Raw genomic sequence first — 16,011 nt, 5'->3', positions numbered from 1 at the left:
CTTCCCCGCCGATGCGGCGGAACGGAACGGGTGCGTTGCGGTGGCTGCCATGAGAGCGCAGGCGGGCGGTGGATTCAACGGGAAAGTTGTGAAATGCTGCGTATATTCACGCATATTAGAATGTGAAAATTGCGGGTGCGGCCATTTGGGGAATTCCGTGACTCGCCGCCGTCCTTTCGGCCATGATGCTTATCCTTTTGAGCATCCATCGTCCGGGGACCGGTCGTGCAGGTGAAGGACACCGTGCCGGGGGCCATCGACTGGCGCGCCATCTTCATGGACAGCCCTACCGCCACCTGCATTGTCGGGGTGGACGAGCGCATCGTCGTCGCCAACGCGGCCTTCGCCGCGCTGATCGGCCGTGACGCGGCCGAGGCGCTGGCCGGGCTGCCGTTCGACCAGCTGACCCCGCTGCATGGGATCGAGGGCGCGCCGGCGTTCGGTGCGGACCGCGGCACCGCCTTCCTGGTGCGCAGCGACGGGGAGTGCCGCGACGTCACCTTCGCCGCGCGGGCGCTGCCGGATGGATCGCGGCTGGTCACGCTGTCCGACGTGACCGAGGACAAGTGCTTCGTTTGCAAGATCTTTTCCAGCCGCGACAAGTTCCGCACCACCGTCGATGACCAGACGGAGCTGGTCTGCCGCTTCCAGCCCGACCTGACGGTCACCGTGGTCAACCGCGAACTGGCGGCGCTGTGCGGCACCACGCCGCGCGAGTTCGTTGCCGGCACGCTGCGCGACCACCTGCCGCCGGCCACCGTGGCGGCGGCCGAGCGCTTCATCGCCGAGGCGGCGCCCGGCTCCGCCCCGGAGAGCAGCGAGGAGCCCTGGCCGAACCCCGACGGAACCACGCGCTGGATCACTTGGCGCCGTCTCGCGGTGTTCGATGCCGGGGGACGGCTGACCGCGATCCAGACGGTGGGTCGCGACACCACGCACCGCCGGCTGGCCGAGCAGGAGCGCATCCGCCTCGCCGCCATGATCAACCGCAGCCCGGTGGTGGGCGTGGTGTGGCGCACCGAAGGGCGCCTGCCGGTTGAGTTCGTCACCGACAACGCCGGCCGCCGGTTGCGCATCGCCGGCGCACGGCTGGCGGCTGACTCCGGCGGTTTTCTCGACGTCGTCCATCCCGACGACCGCGCCGCGCTGGCGGGATGGGTGGCCGCCTGCCCGGAGGTCGGCGCGCCATGGCAGATGCCGGTGCGCATCGTCAATGACGACGGCGAGACGCGCTGGGTGTCGGCCAGCGGCTGGCGCTCCGGCCCCGGGCGGATGGAGGCGGTGCTGCTCGACATCACCGCGCAGCGCGCCGCCAGCATGGCACTGCGCGAGCGTGAGCGGCGCTTCCGCGCCATCTTCGATCACACCTTCGAGTTCATCGGCCTGCTGGACACCGGCGGCCGGATGATCGAGGTGAACGAGACGGCGCTGAGATTCATCGGCGCCACCGAGGATCAGATGCGTGGGAAGTACTTCTGGGACACGCCGTGGTGGGCGCATGCCCCGGCCGACCAGGAGCGGCTGAAGGCCGCCGTCGCCCGGGCCGCCGCCGGCGCCTTCCTGCGCTTCGAGACAACTCACACGGCGCCGGACGGCGCGGTGATGCACGTCGATTTCTCGCTGCGGCCAATCTACGACGGGGATGGCGCGGTCATCTATCTGCTGCCCGAGGGGCGCGACATCACCCACCTCAAGGACACCGAGGCGGCGCTGCTCGCCGCCAAGCGCGAGGCGGAGGCGGCCAACCGCTCCAAGACCAACTTCCTGGCGGTGATGAGCCACGAGCTGCGCACCCCGCTCAACGCCATCCTCGGCTATTCCGAGGTGATGCAGACCGGACTGTTCGGCCCGGTGGGCAGCGAGCGCTACAAGGGCTACGTGGACGCCATCCACCTGTCCGGCCGGCACCTGCTGGGCATCATCGACGACATCCTGGAGGTATCGCGAATCGAGCTGGGCGTGCTGGAGCTGAGCGAGGAGGTGCTGCCGGTCGGCGAACTGGTCAGCCGCGCCGCGCAGATCCTCACCAACCGCGCCGCCGAGGCGGGGGTGACGCTGGAGTTCGACGTGCCGTGCCCGTTGCCGTGGCTGCGCTGCGACGCGCGCCGCGTGATCCAGATGCTGGTGAACCTCACCTTCAACAGCCTGAAGTTCACCCGGCGCGGCGGCACCGTCACCATCGCCGCGGCCGGGCGCCCGGACGGCGGCGTCGACCTGGCGGTGCGCGACACCGGCACCGGCATCGCGCCGGAGGACCTTGTCAAGGTGTGGGAGCCGTTCGGTCAGGCCGGCACCGCGCACACGCGGCCGGCCGGCGGGGTGGGGCTGGGTCTCAGCATCACCAAGGCGCTGATCGAGGCGCATGGCGGCACCATCAGTCTGCACAGCGAGCTTTACAAAGGCACCGCGGTCACGCTCTCCTTTCCAGCCGCACGCTGCGAGCATCAGGAGGAGCCGCAGGCCCTGCCGTTGCCGGTGGCGTGACCCGTTCCGCCGACCGAGAGCCCCGCATGACCAAGCCCGCCCCCACCGTTATCCCGATTCCCGAACTGGAGGAGCTGATCCGTGAAGGCGTGCCGCTGGTCGGCAACTTCGGCATCAGCATCGACGAGCTGGTCGCCGGCCGCGTGCGCATGCGCATGCCCTACAAGACCGACTTCGTCCGCCCTGGTGGGACCGTCATGGGGCCGGCGATGTTCGGGTTGGCCGATGTGGCGCTGTACGCCGCGGTGCTCAGCGCCATCGGCCGGGTCGAACTGGCCGTCACCACCAGCATGACCATCAACTTCCTCAAGCGTCCGCCGCCCGTCGGGATGATCGCCGAGGGGCGTCTGCTGAAGCTCGGCAAGCGGCTGGCCTACGGCGAGGTGCTGCTGTTCTCCGACGACGGCTCGGAGGAGCCCGTGGCGCACGCCACCGGCACCTATTCCATCCCGCCGCACGACCCGGTCACGCTCGCGGTATCTGGATACCGAGATAACGCCTAGTGCGGAAAAGTGAAGCGATATCAATGGCTTTTGGTCTGCGGTATGTAATTACCGCGACGTTAAGCCATTGATATCGGCCGATATTTTTTGCGTTGACGCGCGGGTGTGAAACCCGTACAAAACCGGCCGCTTCGGCGCCGCGGGATTCGGCGGCCTGCCGATCCACGATTCACTCAACGAGTGTGGCGATGAAGACCTTCAATCTGACGCCGGCGACCATCGAGAAGAAGTGGTACGTCGTCGACGCCGACGGGCTGGTGCTCGGCCGGCTCGCCAGCATCCTGGCGAACATGCTGCGCGGCAAGCACAAGCCGACCTACACCCCTCACATGGACGGTGGCGACCACATCGTGGTCATCAACGCCGAGAAGGTGAAGCTGACCGGCAACAAGCGCAAGGACGACATCTTCTACTGGCACACCGGCTATCCGGGCGGCATCAAGGGCCGTTCCAAGGGCCAGATCCTCGACGGCAAGTACCCGGAGCGGGTCATCGAGAAGGCCGTGGAGCGCATGATCCCGCGCGGCCCGCTCGGCCGCAAGCAGATGTCCCACCTCAAGGTCTACAAGGGCGCTGTCCACCCGCACGAGGCGCAGCAGCCGGCCGTCCTCGACGTCGGCGCCCTGAACCCGAAGAACAAGCGGAGCGCGTAATCCTATGGCTCAGGTCACCACCACCCTCTCCAGCCTGAAGGATCTGCAGGGCTCGGGCACCGCCGCCCCGGCCGGCGCCTCCGCCGAGGTCGCGCAGCCGAAGCTCGACCAGTTCGGCCGTGCCTACGCCACCGGCAAGCGCAAGGACGCCGTCGCCCGCGTGTGGATCAAGCCGGGCTCCGGCAAGATCACCGTGAACGGCCGCGACCAGGAGGTCTACTTCGCCCGTCCGGTGCTGCGCATGATGATCGCCCAGCCGTTCGGCGTGACCGACCGCGCCGGCCAGTTCGACGTGCTGGTCACCGTGACCGGCGGCGGCCTGTCCGGCCAGGCCGGCGCGGTCCGTCACGGCATCTCGAAGGCGCTGACCTACTTCGAGCCGGGCCTGCGCCCGCCGCTGAAGGCCGCCGGCTTCCTGACCCGCGACGCCCGCGTCGTCGAGCGCAAGAAGTACGGCCGCGCGAAGGCGCGCCGCAGCTTCCAGTTCTCGAAGCGTTAAGCCCGCGACCCCGCGTTTATGGTACAGAAGGGGGCGTCCTGCGGGACGCCCCCTTTCTGTTTGTGCTCCTCTCCACACGACAGGGAACCACCATGGCCACCACCGTCACCCCCGTCCGGATCGGCATCCTCGGCGCCAGCGGCTACACCGGCGCGGACCTCGTGCGCATGCTGCTGCGCCACCCGGCGGCGGAGATCCGCGCGCTGACCGCCGAGCGGCAGGCCGGCAAGCCGATGGCCGAGGTGTTCCCGCACCTCCAGCACTACACGCTGCCGGATCTGGTGAAGATCGAGCAGGTCAACTGGGACCAACTCGACGTCGTGTTCTGCGCCCTGCCGCACGGCACCACGCAGGAGATCGTCGCCGGCATCCCCAACGGGATCAAGGTGGTGGACCTGTCCGCCGACTTCCGCCTGACCGACCCGCACAGTTACGCCGAGTGGTACGGCCACGAGCACCGGGCGGTCGAGTTGCAGAAGGAGGTCGCCTACGGCCTGACCGAGCTGAACCGGCAGGGTGTGCGCAAGGCGCGCGTCGTCGCCAACCCCGGCTGCTACCCGACGTCCTCGTTGCTGCCGCTGGCGCCGTTGCTGCTCGATGAGATGATCGAGCCGGGCGGGATCGTTATCGACGCCAAGTCCGGGGTGTCGGGCGCCGGGCGCGACGCCAAGCAGCAGAACCTCTTCACCGAGGTGTCCGAGGGCTTCAACGCCTACGGCGTCGGCTACCACCGGCACATGCCGGAGATCGAGCAGGAACTGCGGCTCGCCGCCGGCCGGCCGGTCACCGTGTCATTCACGCCGCACCTCGTGCCGATGAACCGCGGCATGATGAGCACGATCTATGTCCGCATGGCCGAGGGCGTCAACGCCGACGACCTGCGCGAGACTCTCAAGAAGAAGTACGAGGGCGAGGCCTTCGTCGGCGTGACCGCGCCGGGCATCGCGCCGGCGACGCGGCACGTGCGCGGCTCGAACCACGCGCTGATCGGCGTCTTCGCTGACCGCACGCCGCGCGGCGCCATCATCGTGTCGGTCATCGACAACCTGGTGAAGGGGGCCTCGGGCCAGGCGATCCAGAACATGAACGTCATGCTGGGCCTGGGCGAGACCACCGGCATCGACCAAGCGCCGATGTTCCCGTAAGGAACCGACCCGCATGCCCGCGCTCATCCGACCCTATCGCAACGTGCTGCCGACGATCGACCCGACGGCCTTCGTGGCCGAGACGGCCGTCGTCAGCGGTGACGTGGTGATCGGGCCGGAGAGTGGAATCTGGTACGGCTGCGTGCTGCGCGGCGATGTCAACGAGATCCGAATCGGCGCGCGCACCAACATCCAGGACGGCACGATCATCCACGTCGCCCGCCGCGGGCAGGGGACCTACATCGGCGACGATGTCACGGTCGGGCACATGGCACTGTTGCACGCCTGCACTCTGGACAGTGGCTGCTTCGTCGGCATGAAGGCCTGCGTGATGGACGGCGCGGTCGTCGAGTCGCGCGCCATGGTGGCGGCGGGAGCCCTGGTAACCCCCGGAAAGCGCGTGAAAAGCGGCTGGCTGTGGGCCGGAGCCCCCGCGAGGCCGGTGCGCGCGCTGTCCGAGGCGGAACTGGCCTACTTCCCTGTGTCCGCGATGCAATACTCCGAGCTTGCGAAAGAGTACCGGGACGGTTGAGGCTGGCTTGGCCCTTGCCGTTCGGTGTAGTGTGGCGCCGGTGTCTCAGCCATTCCGCGGTGTTGAACAGCGGCGGCTAGGGCTTCCGGAGGAATAGGACGGAACGTCCTGTTCCATTACTGTGTTTGGGAAGCGCCGCCCAGGCGCACTGGTTTTACCTCGGTGTACCGGGCGGAATTCCGGACGGTATGCACCACCACGGGATGCGTTCTCGAAACGAGAGAGTGAGGGGAGCAATGATGAAGTTTACTTTGGGTCTGGCCGCGGTTCCGGCCATGATCGTCGCCGGCGGCCTGATGGCCTCCCCGGCCCTGGCCCAGGCCGAGGCCACGGAGTGGTGCAACCCGGTCATCGGCTGGGGCAACGTCGCGGCCCGTACGGCCGATGGCGGCTACGTCATCCATCAGGACAGCTACAAGTGCAAGCCGACCGTCGCCACGACCACGGCCACCCCGGTCGGCGGTCTGCAGCGCGAGTACCTGGTGTTCTTCGACTGGGATAAGTCGAACATCACCCCGGCCGCCGACCGCGTCCTGAGCGACATGGTCACCGCCGCCAAGGGCCAGGCCGTCCGCGTCCGCGTCGTCGGCCACACCGACACCTCGGGCAAGCCGAGCTACAACCAGAAGCTCTCGGTGCGCCGCGCCGAGTCGGTGAAGCGCGCGCTGGTCGCCAAGGGCATCCCGGCGAACGCCATCACCACCGAGGGCAAGGGCGAGACCGAGCTGCTGGTCAAGACCGGCGACAACGTCCGCGAGCCGTCGAACCGCCGCGCCCAGGTCCTGCCGACCGTCTCCCCGACGTCGTAAGGCACCTGCGGTCCGCCGCAAAGACAAAGGCCCCGGGAGTTTCCCGGGGCCTTTTGTTTTGGGCGCTTTTCGTGAAGGGCGTTGCCCCCACCCTGACCACGGCCGCCCGCAAGTCGGGCGGCCGCGCTTCACCTACAATCGCCTCCGGCGCTTGTTGCCTTCGGCATCGGTTCCGCGCCCCCACCGGAGGTGGGGGAGGGGAGGCAGAGACTTACGACACCTTGGTCTTGACGTACGACCCCGGCGCCTCGTCCAGGGCCTTCAGCTTGCCCTTGGCGGGGTCGCGGGCCGGGACCTTGCCGTTGGCGAAGCCGGTCACCCACTCCTGCCAGGCCGGCCACCAGGAGCCGGGGTTCTGTTTGGAGTCCTTCAGCCAAGCCTCGGAGTCCTTCGGCAGCTTCTCGTTCGTCCAGTAGCAGTACTTCTCGGCCGCCGGCGGGTTGACGACGCCGGCAATGTGGCCCGACGCCGCCAGCACGAACTTGATCGGGCCGGTGAACAGCTGCGTGCCCTGGTAGGTCGACTTCCACGGCGCGATGTGGTCCTCGCGGGTGGAGAGGAAGAAGGCCGGGGTCTTGACCTTGCGCAGGTCGATCTTCTCGCCCTTCAGCGTCACGCCGCCCGGCTGGCACAGCAGGTTCTTCTGGTACATCGAGCGCAGGTAGAAGCTGTGCATCGCCGCCGGCATGCGCGTCGAGTCGCTGTTCCAGTACAGCAGGTCGAACGGGAACGGGTCCTTGCCGAGCAGGTAGTTGTTCACCACGAACGACCAGATCAGGTCGTTGGCGCGCAGCATGTTGAAGGTGGTCGCCATCTTGGCGCCGTCCAGATAGCCCTTCTCGGCCATCTGGCCTTCGATGAAGTTCAGCTGCTCCTCGTCGATGAAGACGGAGAGCTCGCCGGCCTCGGCGAAGTCCAGCATGGTGGTGAAGAAGGTCGCCGACTTGATGCGGTCGTCCTTCTTGGCCGCCATGTAGGCCAGCGTCGAGCCGAGCAGGGTGCCGCCCAGGCAGTAGCCGACGGCGTTGACGTCCTTCTCGCCGGTCTGCTTCTCGATGGCGTCGAGCGCGGCCAGCACGCCCTCGGTCATGTAGTCTTCGAAGGTCTTCTGCGCCAGCTTCTCGTCCGGGTTGACCCAGGACAGGACGAAGACGGTGTGGCCCTGGTCCACCGCCCACTTCACGAAGCTGTTCTTCTCGCGCAGATCGAGGATGTAGAACTTGTTGATCCAGGGCGGCACGATCATCAGCGGACGCTTGGCGACGTCCGGCGTCGTCGGCGTGTACTGGACCAGCTGCATCAGGTCGGTCTGGAAGACCACCTTGCCCGGGGTCGAGGCGATGTTCTTGCCGACCTGGAAGGCGTCGTAGTCGGTCATCGAGATGCGCAACTCACCCTTGCCGCGCTCCAGGTCCTTCAGCAGGTGCTCCAGGCCCTTGACCAGGTTCTCGCCGCCGGTCTCCACGGTGGTGCGCAGCACCTCCGGATTCGTCATGACGAAGTTGGAGGGCGCCATCGCATCGACGAACTGGCGGGTGTAGAAATCGACCTTCTTGGCGGTGTGGTCGTCCAGGCCCTGGACGTCGTTGACCGTCGACTGCATCCAGCGGGCGCTGAGCAGGTACGACTGCTTGATGAAGTCGAACAGCGTGTTCTCGTCCCAGGCCGAGTCCTTGAAGCGGCGGTCGTCCTTGGCCGGGGTGATGACCGGCTCGGCCTCCTGGCCCAGCAGGCGCTGCGTGGTGCGCTGCCACAGGGTCAGGTAATCCTGCCACAGGGTCATCTGCGCCTTCATCAGCTTGGCCGGATCGGCCATCATGCGCTTGGTCATCTCCAGGAAGGCGTTGCCGACGCCCATCGGATCCGGATTGGCGACGCCGCCGACACCGCCATCGGCGGTCTGGCGGGCCAGGAAATCGGTGACCAGCTTCTGGCTCTGCTCGGCGATGCGGGTCATCGCCCGCGACAGCTCGACGGGATCGGGGAGCTTCACATCCGGGGCCTGGTTGTCGGCCATGGCGCAGTCCTTATCGTATCGTTTCGGCTTCAGGGACGCTGTTCAGAGGTTTATACAGTGCCGTACGGAATTTGAAACGGGGATCGTGTGGGATTGCTGCATCCGCGAAGGACGCATCTTGCACTCATACACCTTCGGTATGAAGATTTTATGTCCTTTGGCCGAAGACAAGGCCGAACCAAAGGACAGGTTCGTGGAGTGAACAGAATGGCGAAGAGCAGGGCGGGCAAGGGGTTCATGGCGGTTGGCGGCCTCGCGGCCCTGCTGGCGCTGGGCGGGTGCGGCGAGCGGGTGCTGGACACCGGCCTGGTCGGATCGGTGTTCGGCGGCGGCCCGCCGCCCGACGCGGCGACGCCGATCCGCGGCATGAGCGGCGAGAACAAGGCGTACCCGAACCTGGCCACGGTGCCGCCGCGCCCGACCGACGTGCCGAGCGTCGAGCAGCGGCAGAAGGACATGACCGCGCTGGAGCAGGAGCGCGCCCAGGCGCGCGCCGCGGCGAAGGAGCTGGAGGAGAAGTACAAGCCGGTGCCGGTTCCGCCGAAGCCGAAGGGGTGAGTCCAGAAGTTGGTTCCCCAAGGCCCCCGGCCTTTGGCGGGGAGCGCGAGGGGCGGGGCCCCTCGCATTCCACCGCACCGCACCCTTGCCAAACGCAACCTGCACAACGCGGCTGTGCGAAATTTGCCTCGCTAATCCGTGGGCGGGGCGGTAGATAGGTGGTCCCGGTCCGCTTGCCTTTTCCTGGTCCAGCCCGCGGCCGGCGAAGGTCTCGGAGCGTCCATGAGCAGCGATTCGTCAGAGTTCCACCGCATCAAGCGCCTGCCGCCCTACGTCTTCGCGGAAGTCAACGCCATGAAGGCGCGCGCCCGCGCCGCCGGCGAGGACATCATCGACCTCGGCATGGGCAATCCCGACCAGCCCACCCCGCAGCACATCGTCGATAAGCTGGTCGAGACCGTCCAGAACCCGAAGACGCACCGCTACTCCAACTCCCGCGGCATCCCCGGCCTGCGCCGGGCGCACGCCGCCTACTACAAGCGGCGCTTCAACGTCGACCTCGACCCCGAGACCGAGACCATCGTCACCATCGGGTCCAAGGAAGGCCTGGCCAACCTCGCCAACGCCATCACCAGCCCCGGCGACACCATCCTGGTGCCGAACCCCAGCTACCCGATCCACCCCTTCGGCTTCGTGCTGGCCGGCGCCTCGATCCGCCACCTGCCGGTGGGCACCGAGGGCGGCAAGTCGCCCGACCTCGACGCCTTCATGAACCAGCTGGAGCGCGCGACGCGGCATTCCGTGCCGAAGCCGCTGGCGCTGGTGCTGAACTACCCGTCGAACCCGACGGCGCAGGTGGTCGGCCTGGACTTCTACCGGCCGATCGTCGAGTTCTGCCGCAAGCACCAGATCTACATCCTGTCCGACCTCGCCTATTCGGAGATCTATTTCGAGGGCGAGCCGCCGCCGTCGATCCTGGAGATCCCGGAGGCGCGCGAGGTCTCCATCGAGTTCACCTCGATGTCCAAGACCTACAGCATGGCCGGCTGGCGCATCGGCTTCGCGTCGGGCAACAAAAAGCTCGTCGCGGCGCTGGCGCGCATCAAGTCGTACCTCGACTACGGCGCCTTCACGCCGATCCAGGTCGCCGCCGCGCACGCGCTGAACGGCCCGCAGGACTGCGTCGATCAGATCCGCCAGATGTACAAGCAGCGCCGCGACGTGCTGATCGAGGGGCTGGCGCAGGCCGGCTGGACCGTGCCGAGCCCGGCCGCCTCCATGTTCGCCTGGGCGCCGATCCCGCCGCAGTTCGCCCACATGGGCTCGCTGGAGTTCTCCAAGCTGCTGATGCAGGAGGCCAAGGTGGCGGTGTCGCCGGGCATCGGCTTCGGCGAGTACGGCGACGGCCACGTCCGCCTCGGCCTCGTGGAGAACGTCCACCGCATCCGCCAGGCCACCCGCAACATCAAGGAGTTCTTCCGCTCCAACGCCGCCGGTGGTGCCGCGAGCGAGGACCCCGAGGTGCGCAAGCAGCTTTACAAAGAGGCAGGTCTCCCGTGACGGCTCCCCTCAAGATCGCGGTCGCCGGCCTGGGCACGGTCGGCGCCGGTGTACTCAAGGTGCTGGCCGAGCACGGCGGGCTCATCGAGCAGCGCTGCGGCCGCCGCATCCAGGTGACGGCGGTCAGCGCCCGCGACCGCTCGAAGGAGCGTGGCGTTGATCTCAGCCACGTCCGCTGGTTCGAGGATCCGGTCGCCATGGCGGCGGCACCCGACGTGGACGTGGTGGTCGAGCTGATCGGCGGCTCCGACGGGCCGGCCAAGGCCACCGTCGAGACGGCGCTGGAGCAGGGGCGCTCCGTGGTGACCGCCAACAAGGCGCTGCTCGCCAACCACGGCCCGGCGCTGGCCGGCCTCGCCGAGGGGCGCGGGCTGGCGCTGGCGTTCGAGGCGTCGGTGGCCGGCGGCATCCCGGTGATCAAGGCGCTGCGCGAGGGCCTCGCCGCCAACCGGGTGAGCGAGGTGCACGGCATCCTCAACGGCACCTGCAACTACATCCTCACCGAGATGCGGACCACGGGCCGCGAGTTCGCCGACGTGCTGGCCGAGGCGCAGGCGCTGGGCTACGCCGAGGCGGACCCGAGCTTCGACATCGACGGCATCGACGCGGCGCACAAGCTGGCGATCCTCACCTCGGTGGCATTCGGTGTGCCGGTGGATTTCCAGAACGTCTACATCGAGGGCATTCGCCACGTCTCGGCGGTCGACCTGAAGTACGCCGAGGAGCTGGGCTACCGGATCAAGCTGCTGGGCATCGCGCGGCTGACCCGCAACGGCGTCGAGCAGCGCGTGCACCCCTGCATGGTGCCGAAGGACGCCCCCATCGCCGCGGTGGACGGCGTGTTCAACGCCGTGGTGGCGCAGGGCGACTTCGTCGACCGCGTCTGGCTGGTCGGCCGCGGCGCCGGCGCCGGCCCGACCGCGTCGGCCGTGGTCGCCGACCTGGTGGACGTGGCGCGCGGGCGCAGCACGCCGACCTTCGGGGTTCCGGCGTCGCAGCTGGCGGCGCTCGACCCCTCGCCGATGGAAGGCCGGCAGGGGGCGTACTACGTCCGCCTGATGGTCGTCGACCGCCCCGGCGTGATAGCGGAGGTGGCGGCGGTGCTGCGGGACAACAACGTGTCGATGGAGAGCTTCCTGCAGCGCGGCCGGTCGCCTGGCGAGGCGGTGCCGGTGGTGCTCACCACCCACGACACCAACGAGGCGTCCATGCAGAAGGCGCTGGCGCAGATCGCCGCGCAGGCGGCCGTGCTGGAGCCGCCGCGCATGATCCGCATCGAGCAGTTCTAAGAACACGACACAACAAGACCGAGAGTTCGGGAGAACGACCAACATGCCACAAACTGTCGACCTGTCCGGCATGGACCGGAACCTGGCGCTCGAGGCCGTGCGCGTCACCGAGGCGGCGGCGCTGTCCGCGTCGCTGCTGATGGGCCGCGGCGACGAGAAGCTCGCCGACCAGGCCGCCGTCGACGCCATGCGCCAGGCGCTCAACACCCTCTACATCGACGGCACCGTCGTGATCGGCGAGGGTGAGCGCGACGAGGCGCCGATGCTCTACATCGGCGAGAAGGTCGGTGCCGGCCAGGGCCGCGGCCCGAAGGTCGACATCGCACTCGACCCGCTGGAGGGCACCACCATCACCGCCAAGGGCGGCCCGAACGCGCTGGCCGTGGTGGCGATGGCCGACGAGGGCGGCTTCCTCAACGCCCCCGACGTCTACATGGACAAGATCGCCATCGGCGCCGGCCTGCCCGAGGGGCTGGTCGACCTGGACGAGACGCCGGCCAACAACCTCAAGGCGCTGGCCCGGGCCAAGGGCACCGAGGTGGAGGAGTTGGTGGTCTGCATCCTCGACCGCCCGCGCCACGCCGAGCTGATCGCCCGCGTCCGCGAGGCGGGTGCGCGCATCATGCTGATCTCCGACGGTGACGTGTCGGGCGTGATCGCCACCAGCCAGCCGGACGCCGGCGTGGACATGTACGTCGGCTCCGGCGGTGCGCCGGAAGGCGTGCTGGCCGCCGCGGCGCTGCGCTGCATCGGCGGCCAGTTCCAGGGCCGGCTGCTGTTCCGCAACGACGACGAGAAGGCCCGCGCCGCCCGCTGGGGCGTCAAGGACCTGACCAAGAAGTACAGCCTGACCGAGCTGGCCAGCGGCAACGTGATGTTCGCCGCTACCGGCGTCACCACCGGCGCCATGCTGCGCGGCGTCCGCCGCTTCCCCGGTGGGGCGATCACCCACTCGGTGATCATGCGCTCGAAGTCGGGCACGGTGCGCTACATCGAGGCGCACCACAACTTCAAGCAGAAGCCGGGCGTCGCCAAGTAAGGCGCCCGTGGGGTCATGCGAGGGAGGCGCCGCCTCCCTCGCGCTCCCTCCGCCAAGGGCCGGCGGCCCTTGGATCCTGGTCGGCCGGCGCGTCGCAGCCGCATCGCGCGGGCGACGCCGCGTAGCGTCAAAAACGACCTTGCAGCGGACGGAATAAGACCGATACCTTGAGAGGCGCATTGATCAAACATCATATCGGCTAGGATGTCCGTAAAGCAGGCCGACGCCTTTTCCTTGCCGTCAAGAATTCGAGATGTTGCCAGGAGCAAAAGACGATGCCTGTGAACGTCGCCATCAACAAGCGCGCCAGTCAGAGTTCCTGGAGCCCGGCCTTGGGCCCCCATGACGCGGCAGGTGCCGTGAACGGCAAAAAGACGGGCGGCTTCAGTTTTCAGACGGATCTCGAAAGCAATCCGTGGTGGCAAGCCGATCTCGGGCAGGTTTTTTTCCTGACGACCATCGTCGTGTACAATCACGGCGCTGCCGGAACCGCATCGGCCGAGCGCGCCAGGAGCCTGATGGTGCGGGTGTCCGCGGATGGCGTGGCGTGGGAGTCGATTCACGCTGGTGAGGCCTCCTTCGGAGGGGTCGAGGACGGCAGGCCGCTCGTTGTGGAATGTTCGGGGCACAAGGCGCGCTTCGTTCACCTTCAACTGCAGGGGCGGACCGTCCTGCATCTGGACGAGGTGGAGGTCTACGCCGAGGAGATCCCGTTCCTGACGGCGCCGCTGGCCGCCCTCGGCAGGAAATATGGAACGGACAAGGTCCCGCACGGCTTCTGCGACATCTACGAGGCGGTCTTTTCGCCGATCAGGCTGCGCGTCACGAAAGTGCTCGAGATCGGGGTCTTCTTCGGCGCGAGCCTGAAGATGTGGCGGGACTGGTTCCCGCACGCCGTCATCCACGGTGCCGATCATTTCACCGGCCACCAGGGGAACGGCCACGTCTTTCCCGATGCGGACGCCTTCCTTCGGGAGGTCTCGGCCGGCCAGCATCCGCGCATCGTCCTGCACACGCTGGATCAATCGCGGCGGGAGTACATCGACCAATTCCGCGCGAAATTTCTCCAGGGGACATTCGATATCATCATCGACGACGCATCCCATTTGATGCGCGACCAGCAGTACACGCTCGCGAGCCTGTTCTGCCTGGTAAAGCCCGGGGGATACTTCGTCGTTGAGGATCTTCACACCTCGATCAGCGAGGGATACGACGTGGAGGAGGGCGGCGGCAACGGCACGCTGCAGATGATCGGCCGGGCTCTCGCCGGGCAGGGATGGACGTCCGGGTACATGAGCGACGAGGATATGAAATTCCTCGATCAAACCGTCGATCTCTCGCGGAGCGGCGTCTACCGCAGCGGCGACTCGCTGACCTGCGTGCTCCGGCGGCGGTCCAGCGGCCTGCGTGAGGCCGTTCCCGTCACCCGTCCCGGCGGTGTGGTGGTCATGAACTACGCGACGGCGGACGGGCATCATCAGGCGTTGCAGCAGGCCCACATCGCCTGGGCGAAGAATTGGCTCGCCCGATCGGGAGAACGGGCGGACCTCGTATGCTTCGGCCCCGACACTCTGGATACCGATTTCGTCGAGAAGAACGCGCCGATCCTGCGTCACCCGTCCGGCGGCGGGTACTGGCTGTGGAAGCCTTATATCATCGCGTCCATGTTGGCGGCGACGGACGCCGAGTTCCTCGTCTATTGCGACAGCGGTTCAATCCTTCAGAAAGATCTGGGCGAAGCCATCGACGCGCTGCGTTCGTCGGGCGCAAGGATGCTTGTTTTCGCTTCCGCAACCACACCGGGGTTCCCCTGTATCGAGCGTGCATGGACAAAAGGGCAGGTGTTGCGTGCCATGAACGCCACCGCCCCGGACATCGCCGACAGCGACCAGATCGCGGCGACGGCTTCGGTGTGGAGGGTGTGCGATGAGACGAGGGAATTCGCCGCCGAATGGCTGCGGCTCATGCAGGACCCCGTCTTTGCCACGGATATCCCAAGCAGTGACGGCGAGGAGGCGGAGACGTTCGTCAAACACCGCCACGACCAGTCGGTCTTCAGCATCCTGAACAAGAAAATGATGCTGGAAAGCCTCCGGGAATCTCTGTGGGATCGTGTGGAAGACTTCGAGTCATGGGTCGCAGGGCATTGGGTGGCCAACCTCGTCAGGAATGCTCATCAGGCATCCCCGGAGCAATCCGCATCATCGAATGTCCGGTGCTGAATCATGGGTGTAACGAATCCGGCTCTGCGCATCATCGCCAACATGGCCTTCGGCAAACTGTTCGACGGGCACGATTTGTCGGTCATCGAACTGGGATCGCAGGATGTTCATTGCCAGGACCAGTCCCTGTACAGGGGCCTGTTTGACGCGTTCGGCGTCGCTCCATACGAGGAGGGACGCTTCAAGTATGGCGACTCGTCGCGCGCTTTGTTCCAAGCCCTCGGCTTCCGGTATCATTGCATCGATCTCGACGGGCGTGCGGACACTTTGGACTGGGATCTGAACGATGCGACGTGCCCCGATGACTTCAAAGGGCAATTCACCCTGGTGACCAACCACGGCACCACGGAGCATCTTCTCGGGCAGCACAACGCCTTTCGGCTGATGCACGATCTGACGGCGGTGGGCGGCTTCATGATGCACACGCTTCCTTGCACCGGCGACGTCAATCATGGATTTCTACGGTACAGCCCACTGTTCTTTCAGTGTTTGGCGGTGGCCAACGCGTACGAGACCGTTCATTTCTATCTGACCGATTTCAAGGCCATAGCCAGTTACGAAAATGAAGGAAACTTCCCAAATTTCAGCTACATCATCGCCGTCTTGAAGAAGACCGACGATGCGGCTTTTCGCATGCCGATGCAAATCTACGATAACGGGAAATATGTCCTGGAACGCAAAAGCAACAAGGCGGAATAGCATCGTCGGGCGAAAGCGCTGACGCACTGAAAAGCGCGAACCTCCCCTCATCGTTATGCCCG

General features: G+C 66.9%; 14 protein-coding genes. 13 read left to right on the top strand and 1 reads right to left on the bottom strand.

Annotated elements, in window-relative coordinates; translation table 11 throughout:
* Positions 1-225 precede the first annotated feature (225 nt).
* The 7 genes from TSO221_RS32090 (at position 226) to TSO221_RS32060 (ending at position 6,625) form a co-directional block, all read left to right on the top strand.
* Positions 226-2,484 (top strand): PAS domain-containing protein, encoded by a 2,259-nt coding sequence (locus tag TSO221_RS32090; protein WP_109122546.1) that lies wholly within the window; start codon positions 226-228, stop codon positions 2,482-2,484.
* A gap of 26 nt (positions 2,485-2,510) precedes the next feature.
* Positions 2,511-2,987, top strand: coding sequence for a PaaI family thioesterase (locus tag TSO221_RS32085; RefSeq protein ID WP_109122545.1), 477 nt, complete (start codon positions 2,511-2,513; stop codon positions 2,985-2,987).
* Between the two features lie 188 nt (positions 2,988-3,175).
* On the top strand, positions 3,176-3,640 hold the full coding sequence (rplM, locus tag TSO221_RS32080) for a 50S ribosomal protein L13 (RefSeq protein WP_109122544.1): 465 nt from the start codon (positions 3,176-3,178) through the stop codon (positions 3,638-3,640).
* Positions 3,641-3,644: 4 nt separating this feature from the next.
* Entirely contained in the window at positions 3,645-4,139 is a 495-nt protein-coding gene (gene rpsI / locus TSO221_RS32075) for a 30S ribosomal protein S9 (protein WP_109122543.1), read from the top strand.
* Positions 4,140-4,231: 92 nt separating this feature from the next.
* The gene (argC, locus tag TSO221_RS32070; RefSeq protein ID WP_109122542.1) at positions 4,232-5,284 is read left to right on the top strand and encodes an N-acetyl-gamma-glutamyl-phosphate reductase; all 1,053 of its coding nucleotides are present in this window, start codon (positions 4,232-4,234) and stop codon (positions 5,282-5,284) included.
* Positions 5,285-5,297: 13 nt separating this feature from the next.
* Positions 5,298-5,816, top strand: coding sequence for a gamma carbonic anhydrase family protein (locus TSO221_RS32065; RefSeq protein ID WP_109122541.1), 519 nt, complete (start codon positions 5,298-5,300; stop codon positions 5,814-5,816).
* Positions 5,817-6,052: 236 nt separating this feature from the next.
* Positions 6,053-6,625 carry an OmpA family protein gene (locus TSO221_RS32060; protein WP_247878370.1) on the top strand — a complete coding sequence of 191 codons (573 nt, stop codon included), beginning with the start codon at positions 6,053-6,055 and terminating at the stop codon, positions 6,623-6,625.
* 211 nt (positions 6,626-6,836) lie between these two features.
* Here the strand turns inward: TSO221_RS32060 and phaC are convergent, their stop codons facing one another.
* Positions 6,837-8,642 carry a class I poly(R)-hydroxyalkanoic acid synthase gene (gene phaC / locus TSO221_RS32055; RefSeq protein WP_109122540.1) on the bottom strand — a complete coding sequence of 602 codons (1,806 nt, stop codon included), beginning with the start codon at positions 8,640-8,642 and terminating at the stop codon, positions 6,837-6,839.
* Between the two features lie 207 nt (positions 8,643-8,849).
* Here phaC and TSO221_RS32050 point away from each other — a divergent pair, with 207 nt between their 5' ends.
* From TSO221_RS32050 to TSO221_RS32025, 6 genes are all read left to right on the top strand, one after another.
* Complete coding sequence (locus TSO221_RS32050; RefSeq protein ID WP_109122539.1) at positions 8,850-9,200, top strand: hypothetical protein; 351 nt, start codon at positions 8,850-8,852, stop codon at positions 9,198-9,200.
* 222 nt (positions 9,201-9,422) lie between these two features.
* Positions 9,423-10,700 (top strand): LL-diaminopimelate aminotransferase, encoded by a 1,278-nt coding sequence (locus tag TSO221_RS32045; protein ID WP_109122538.1) that lies wholly within the window; start codon positions 9,423-9,425, stop codon positions 10,698-10,700.
* Complete coding sequence (locus tag TSO221_RS32040; protein ID WP_109122537.1) at positions 10,697-11,989, top strand: homoserine dehydrogenase; 1,293 nt, start codon at positions 10,697-10,699, stop codon at positions 11,987-11,989. Before TSO221_RS32045 ends, TSO221_RS32040 begins: the two co-directional genes overlap by 4 nt.
* Before the next feature lie 43 nt (positions 11,990-12,032).
* On the top strand, positions 12,033-13,028 hold the full coding sequence (glpX, locus tag TSO221_RS32035; protein ID WP_247878369.1) for a class II fructose-bisphosphatase: 996 nt from the start codon (positions 12,033-12,035) through the stop codon (positions 13,026-13,028).
* Positions 13,029-13,303: 275 nt separating this feature from the next.
* Entirely contained in the window at positions 13,304-15,250 is a 1,947-nt protein-coding gene (locus tag TSO221_RS32030; protein ID WP_109122536.1) for a discoidin domain-containing protein, read from the top strand.
* Between the two features lie 3 nt (positions 15,251-15,253).
* Positions 15,254-15,949, top strand: a complete 696-nt coding sequence (locus TSO221_RS32025; RefSeq protein ID WP_109122535.1) for a hypothetical protein — start codon at positions 15,254-15,256, stop codon at positions 15,947-15,949.
* Positions 15,950-16,011 lie beyond the last annotated feature (62 nt).

The organism is Azospirillum sp. TSO22-1, assembly GCF_003116015.1.
GTDB lineage: Bacteria > Pseudomonadota > Alphaproteobacteria > Azospirillales > Azospirillaceae > Azospirillum.
Note: the sequence above shows the minus strand (reverse complement) of the source record. Positions and strands in the feature narration are given on the sequence as shown.

Bases quoted from the DNA above. Each gene is read 5' to 3' on its own strand.
- TSO221_RS32085 (WP_109122545.1), top strand. From the start codon at position 2,511: ATGACCAAGCCCGCCCCCACCGTTATCCCGATTCCCGAACTGGAGGAG.
- rplM (WP_109122544.1), top strand. From the start codon at position 3,176: ATGAAGACCTTCAATCTGACGCCGGCGACCATCGAGAAGAAGTGGTAC.
- rpsI (WP_109122543.1), top strand. From the start codon at position 3,645: ATGGCTCAGGTCACCACCACCCTCTCCAGCCTGAAGGATCTGCAGGGC.
- argC (WP_109122542.1), top strand. From the start codon at position 4,232: ATGGCCACCACCGTCACCCCCGTCCGGATCGGCATCCTCGGCGCCAGC.
- TSO221_RS32065 (WP_109122541.1), top strand. From the start codon at position 5,298: ATGCCCGCGCTCATCCGACCCTATCGCAACGTGCTGCCGACGATCGAC.
- TSO221_RS32060 (WP_247878370.1), top strand. From the start codon at position 6,053: ATGATGAAGTTTACTTTGGGTCTGGCCGCGGTTCCGGCCATGATCGTC.
- phaC (WP_109122540.1), bottom strand. From the start codon at position 8,642: ATGGCCGACAACCAGGCCCCGGATGTGAAGCTCCCCGATCCCGTCGAG.
- TSO221_RS32050 (WP_109122539.1), top strand. From the start codon at position 8,850: ATGGCGAAGAGCAGGGCGGGCAAGGGGTTCATGGCGGTTGGCGGCCTC.
- TSO221_RS32045 (WP_109122538.1), top strand. From the start codon at position 9,423: ATGAGCAGCGATTCGTCAGAGTTCCACCGCATCAAGCGCCTGCCGCCC.
- glpX (WP_247878369.1), top strand. From the start codon at position 12,033: ATGCCACAAACTGTCGACCTGTCCGGCATGGACCGGAACCTGGCGCTC.
- TSO221_RS32030 (WP_109122536.1), top strand. From the start codon at position 13,304: ATGCCTGTGAACGTCGCCATCAACAAGCGCGCCAGTCAGAGTTCCTGG.
- TSO221_RS32025 (WP_109122535.1), top strand. From the start codon at position 15,254: ATGGGTGTAACGAATCCGGCTCTGCGCATCATCGCCAACATGGCCTTC.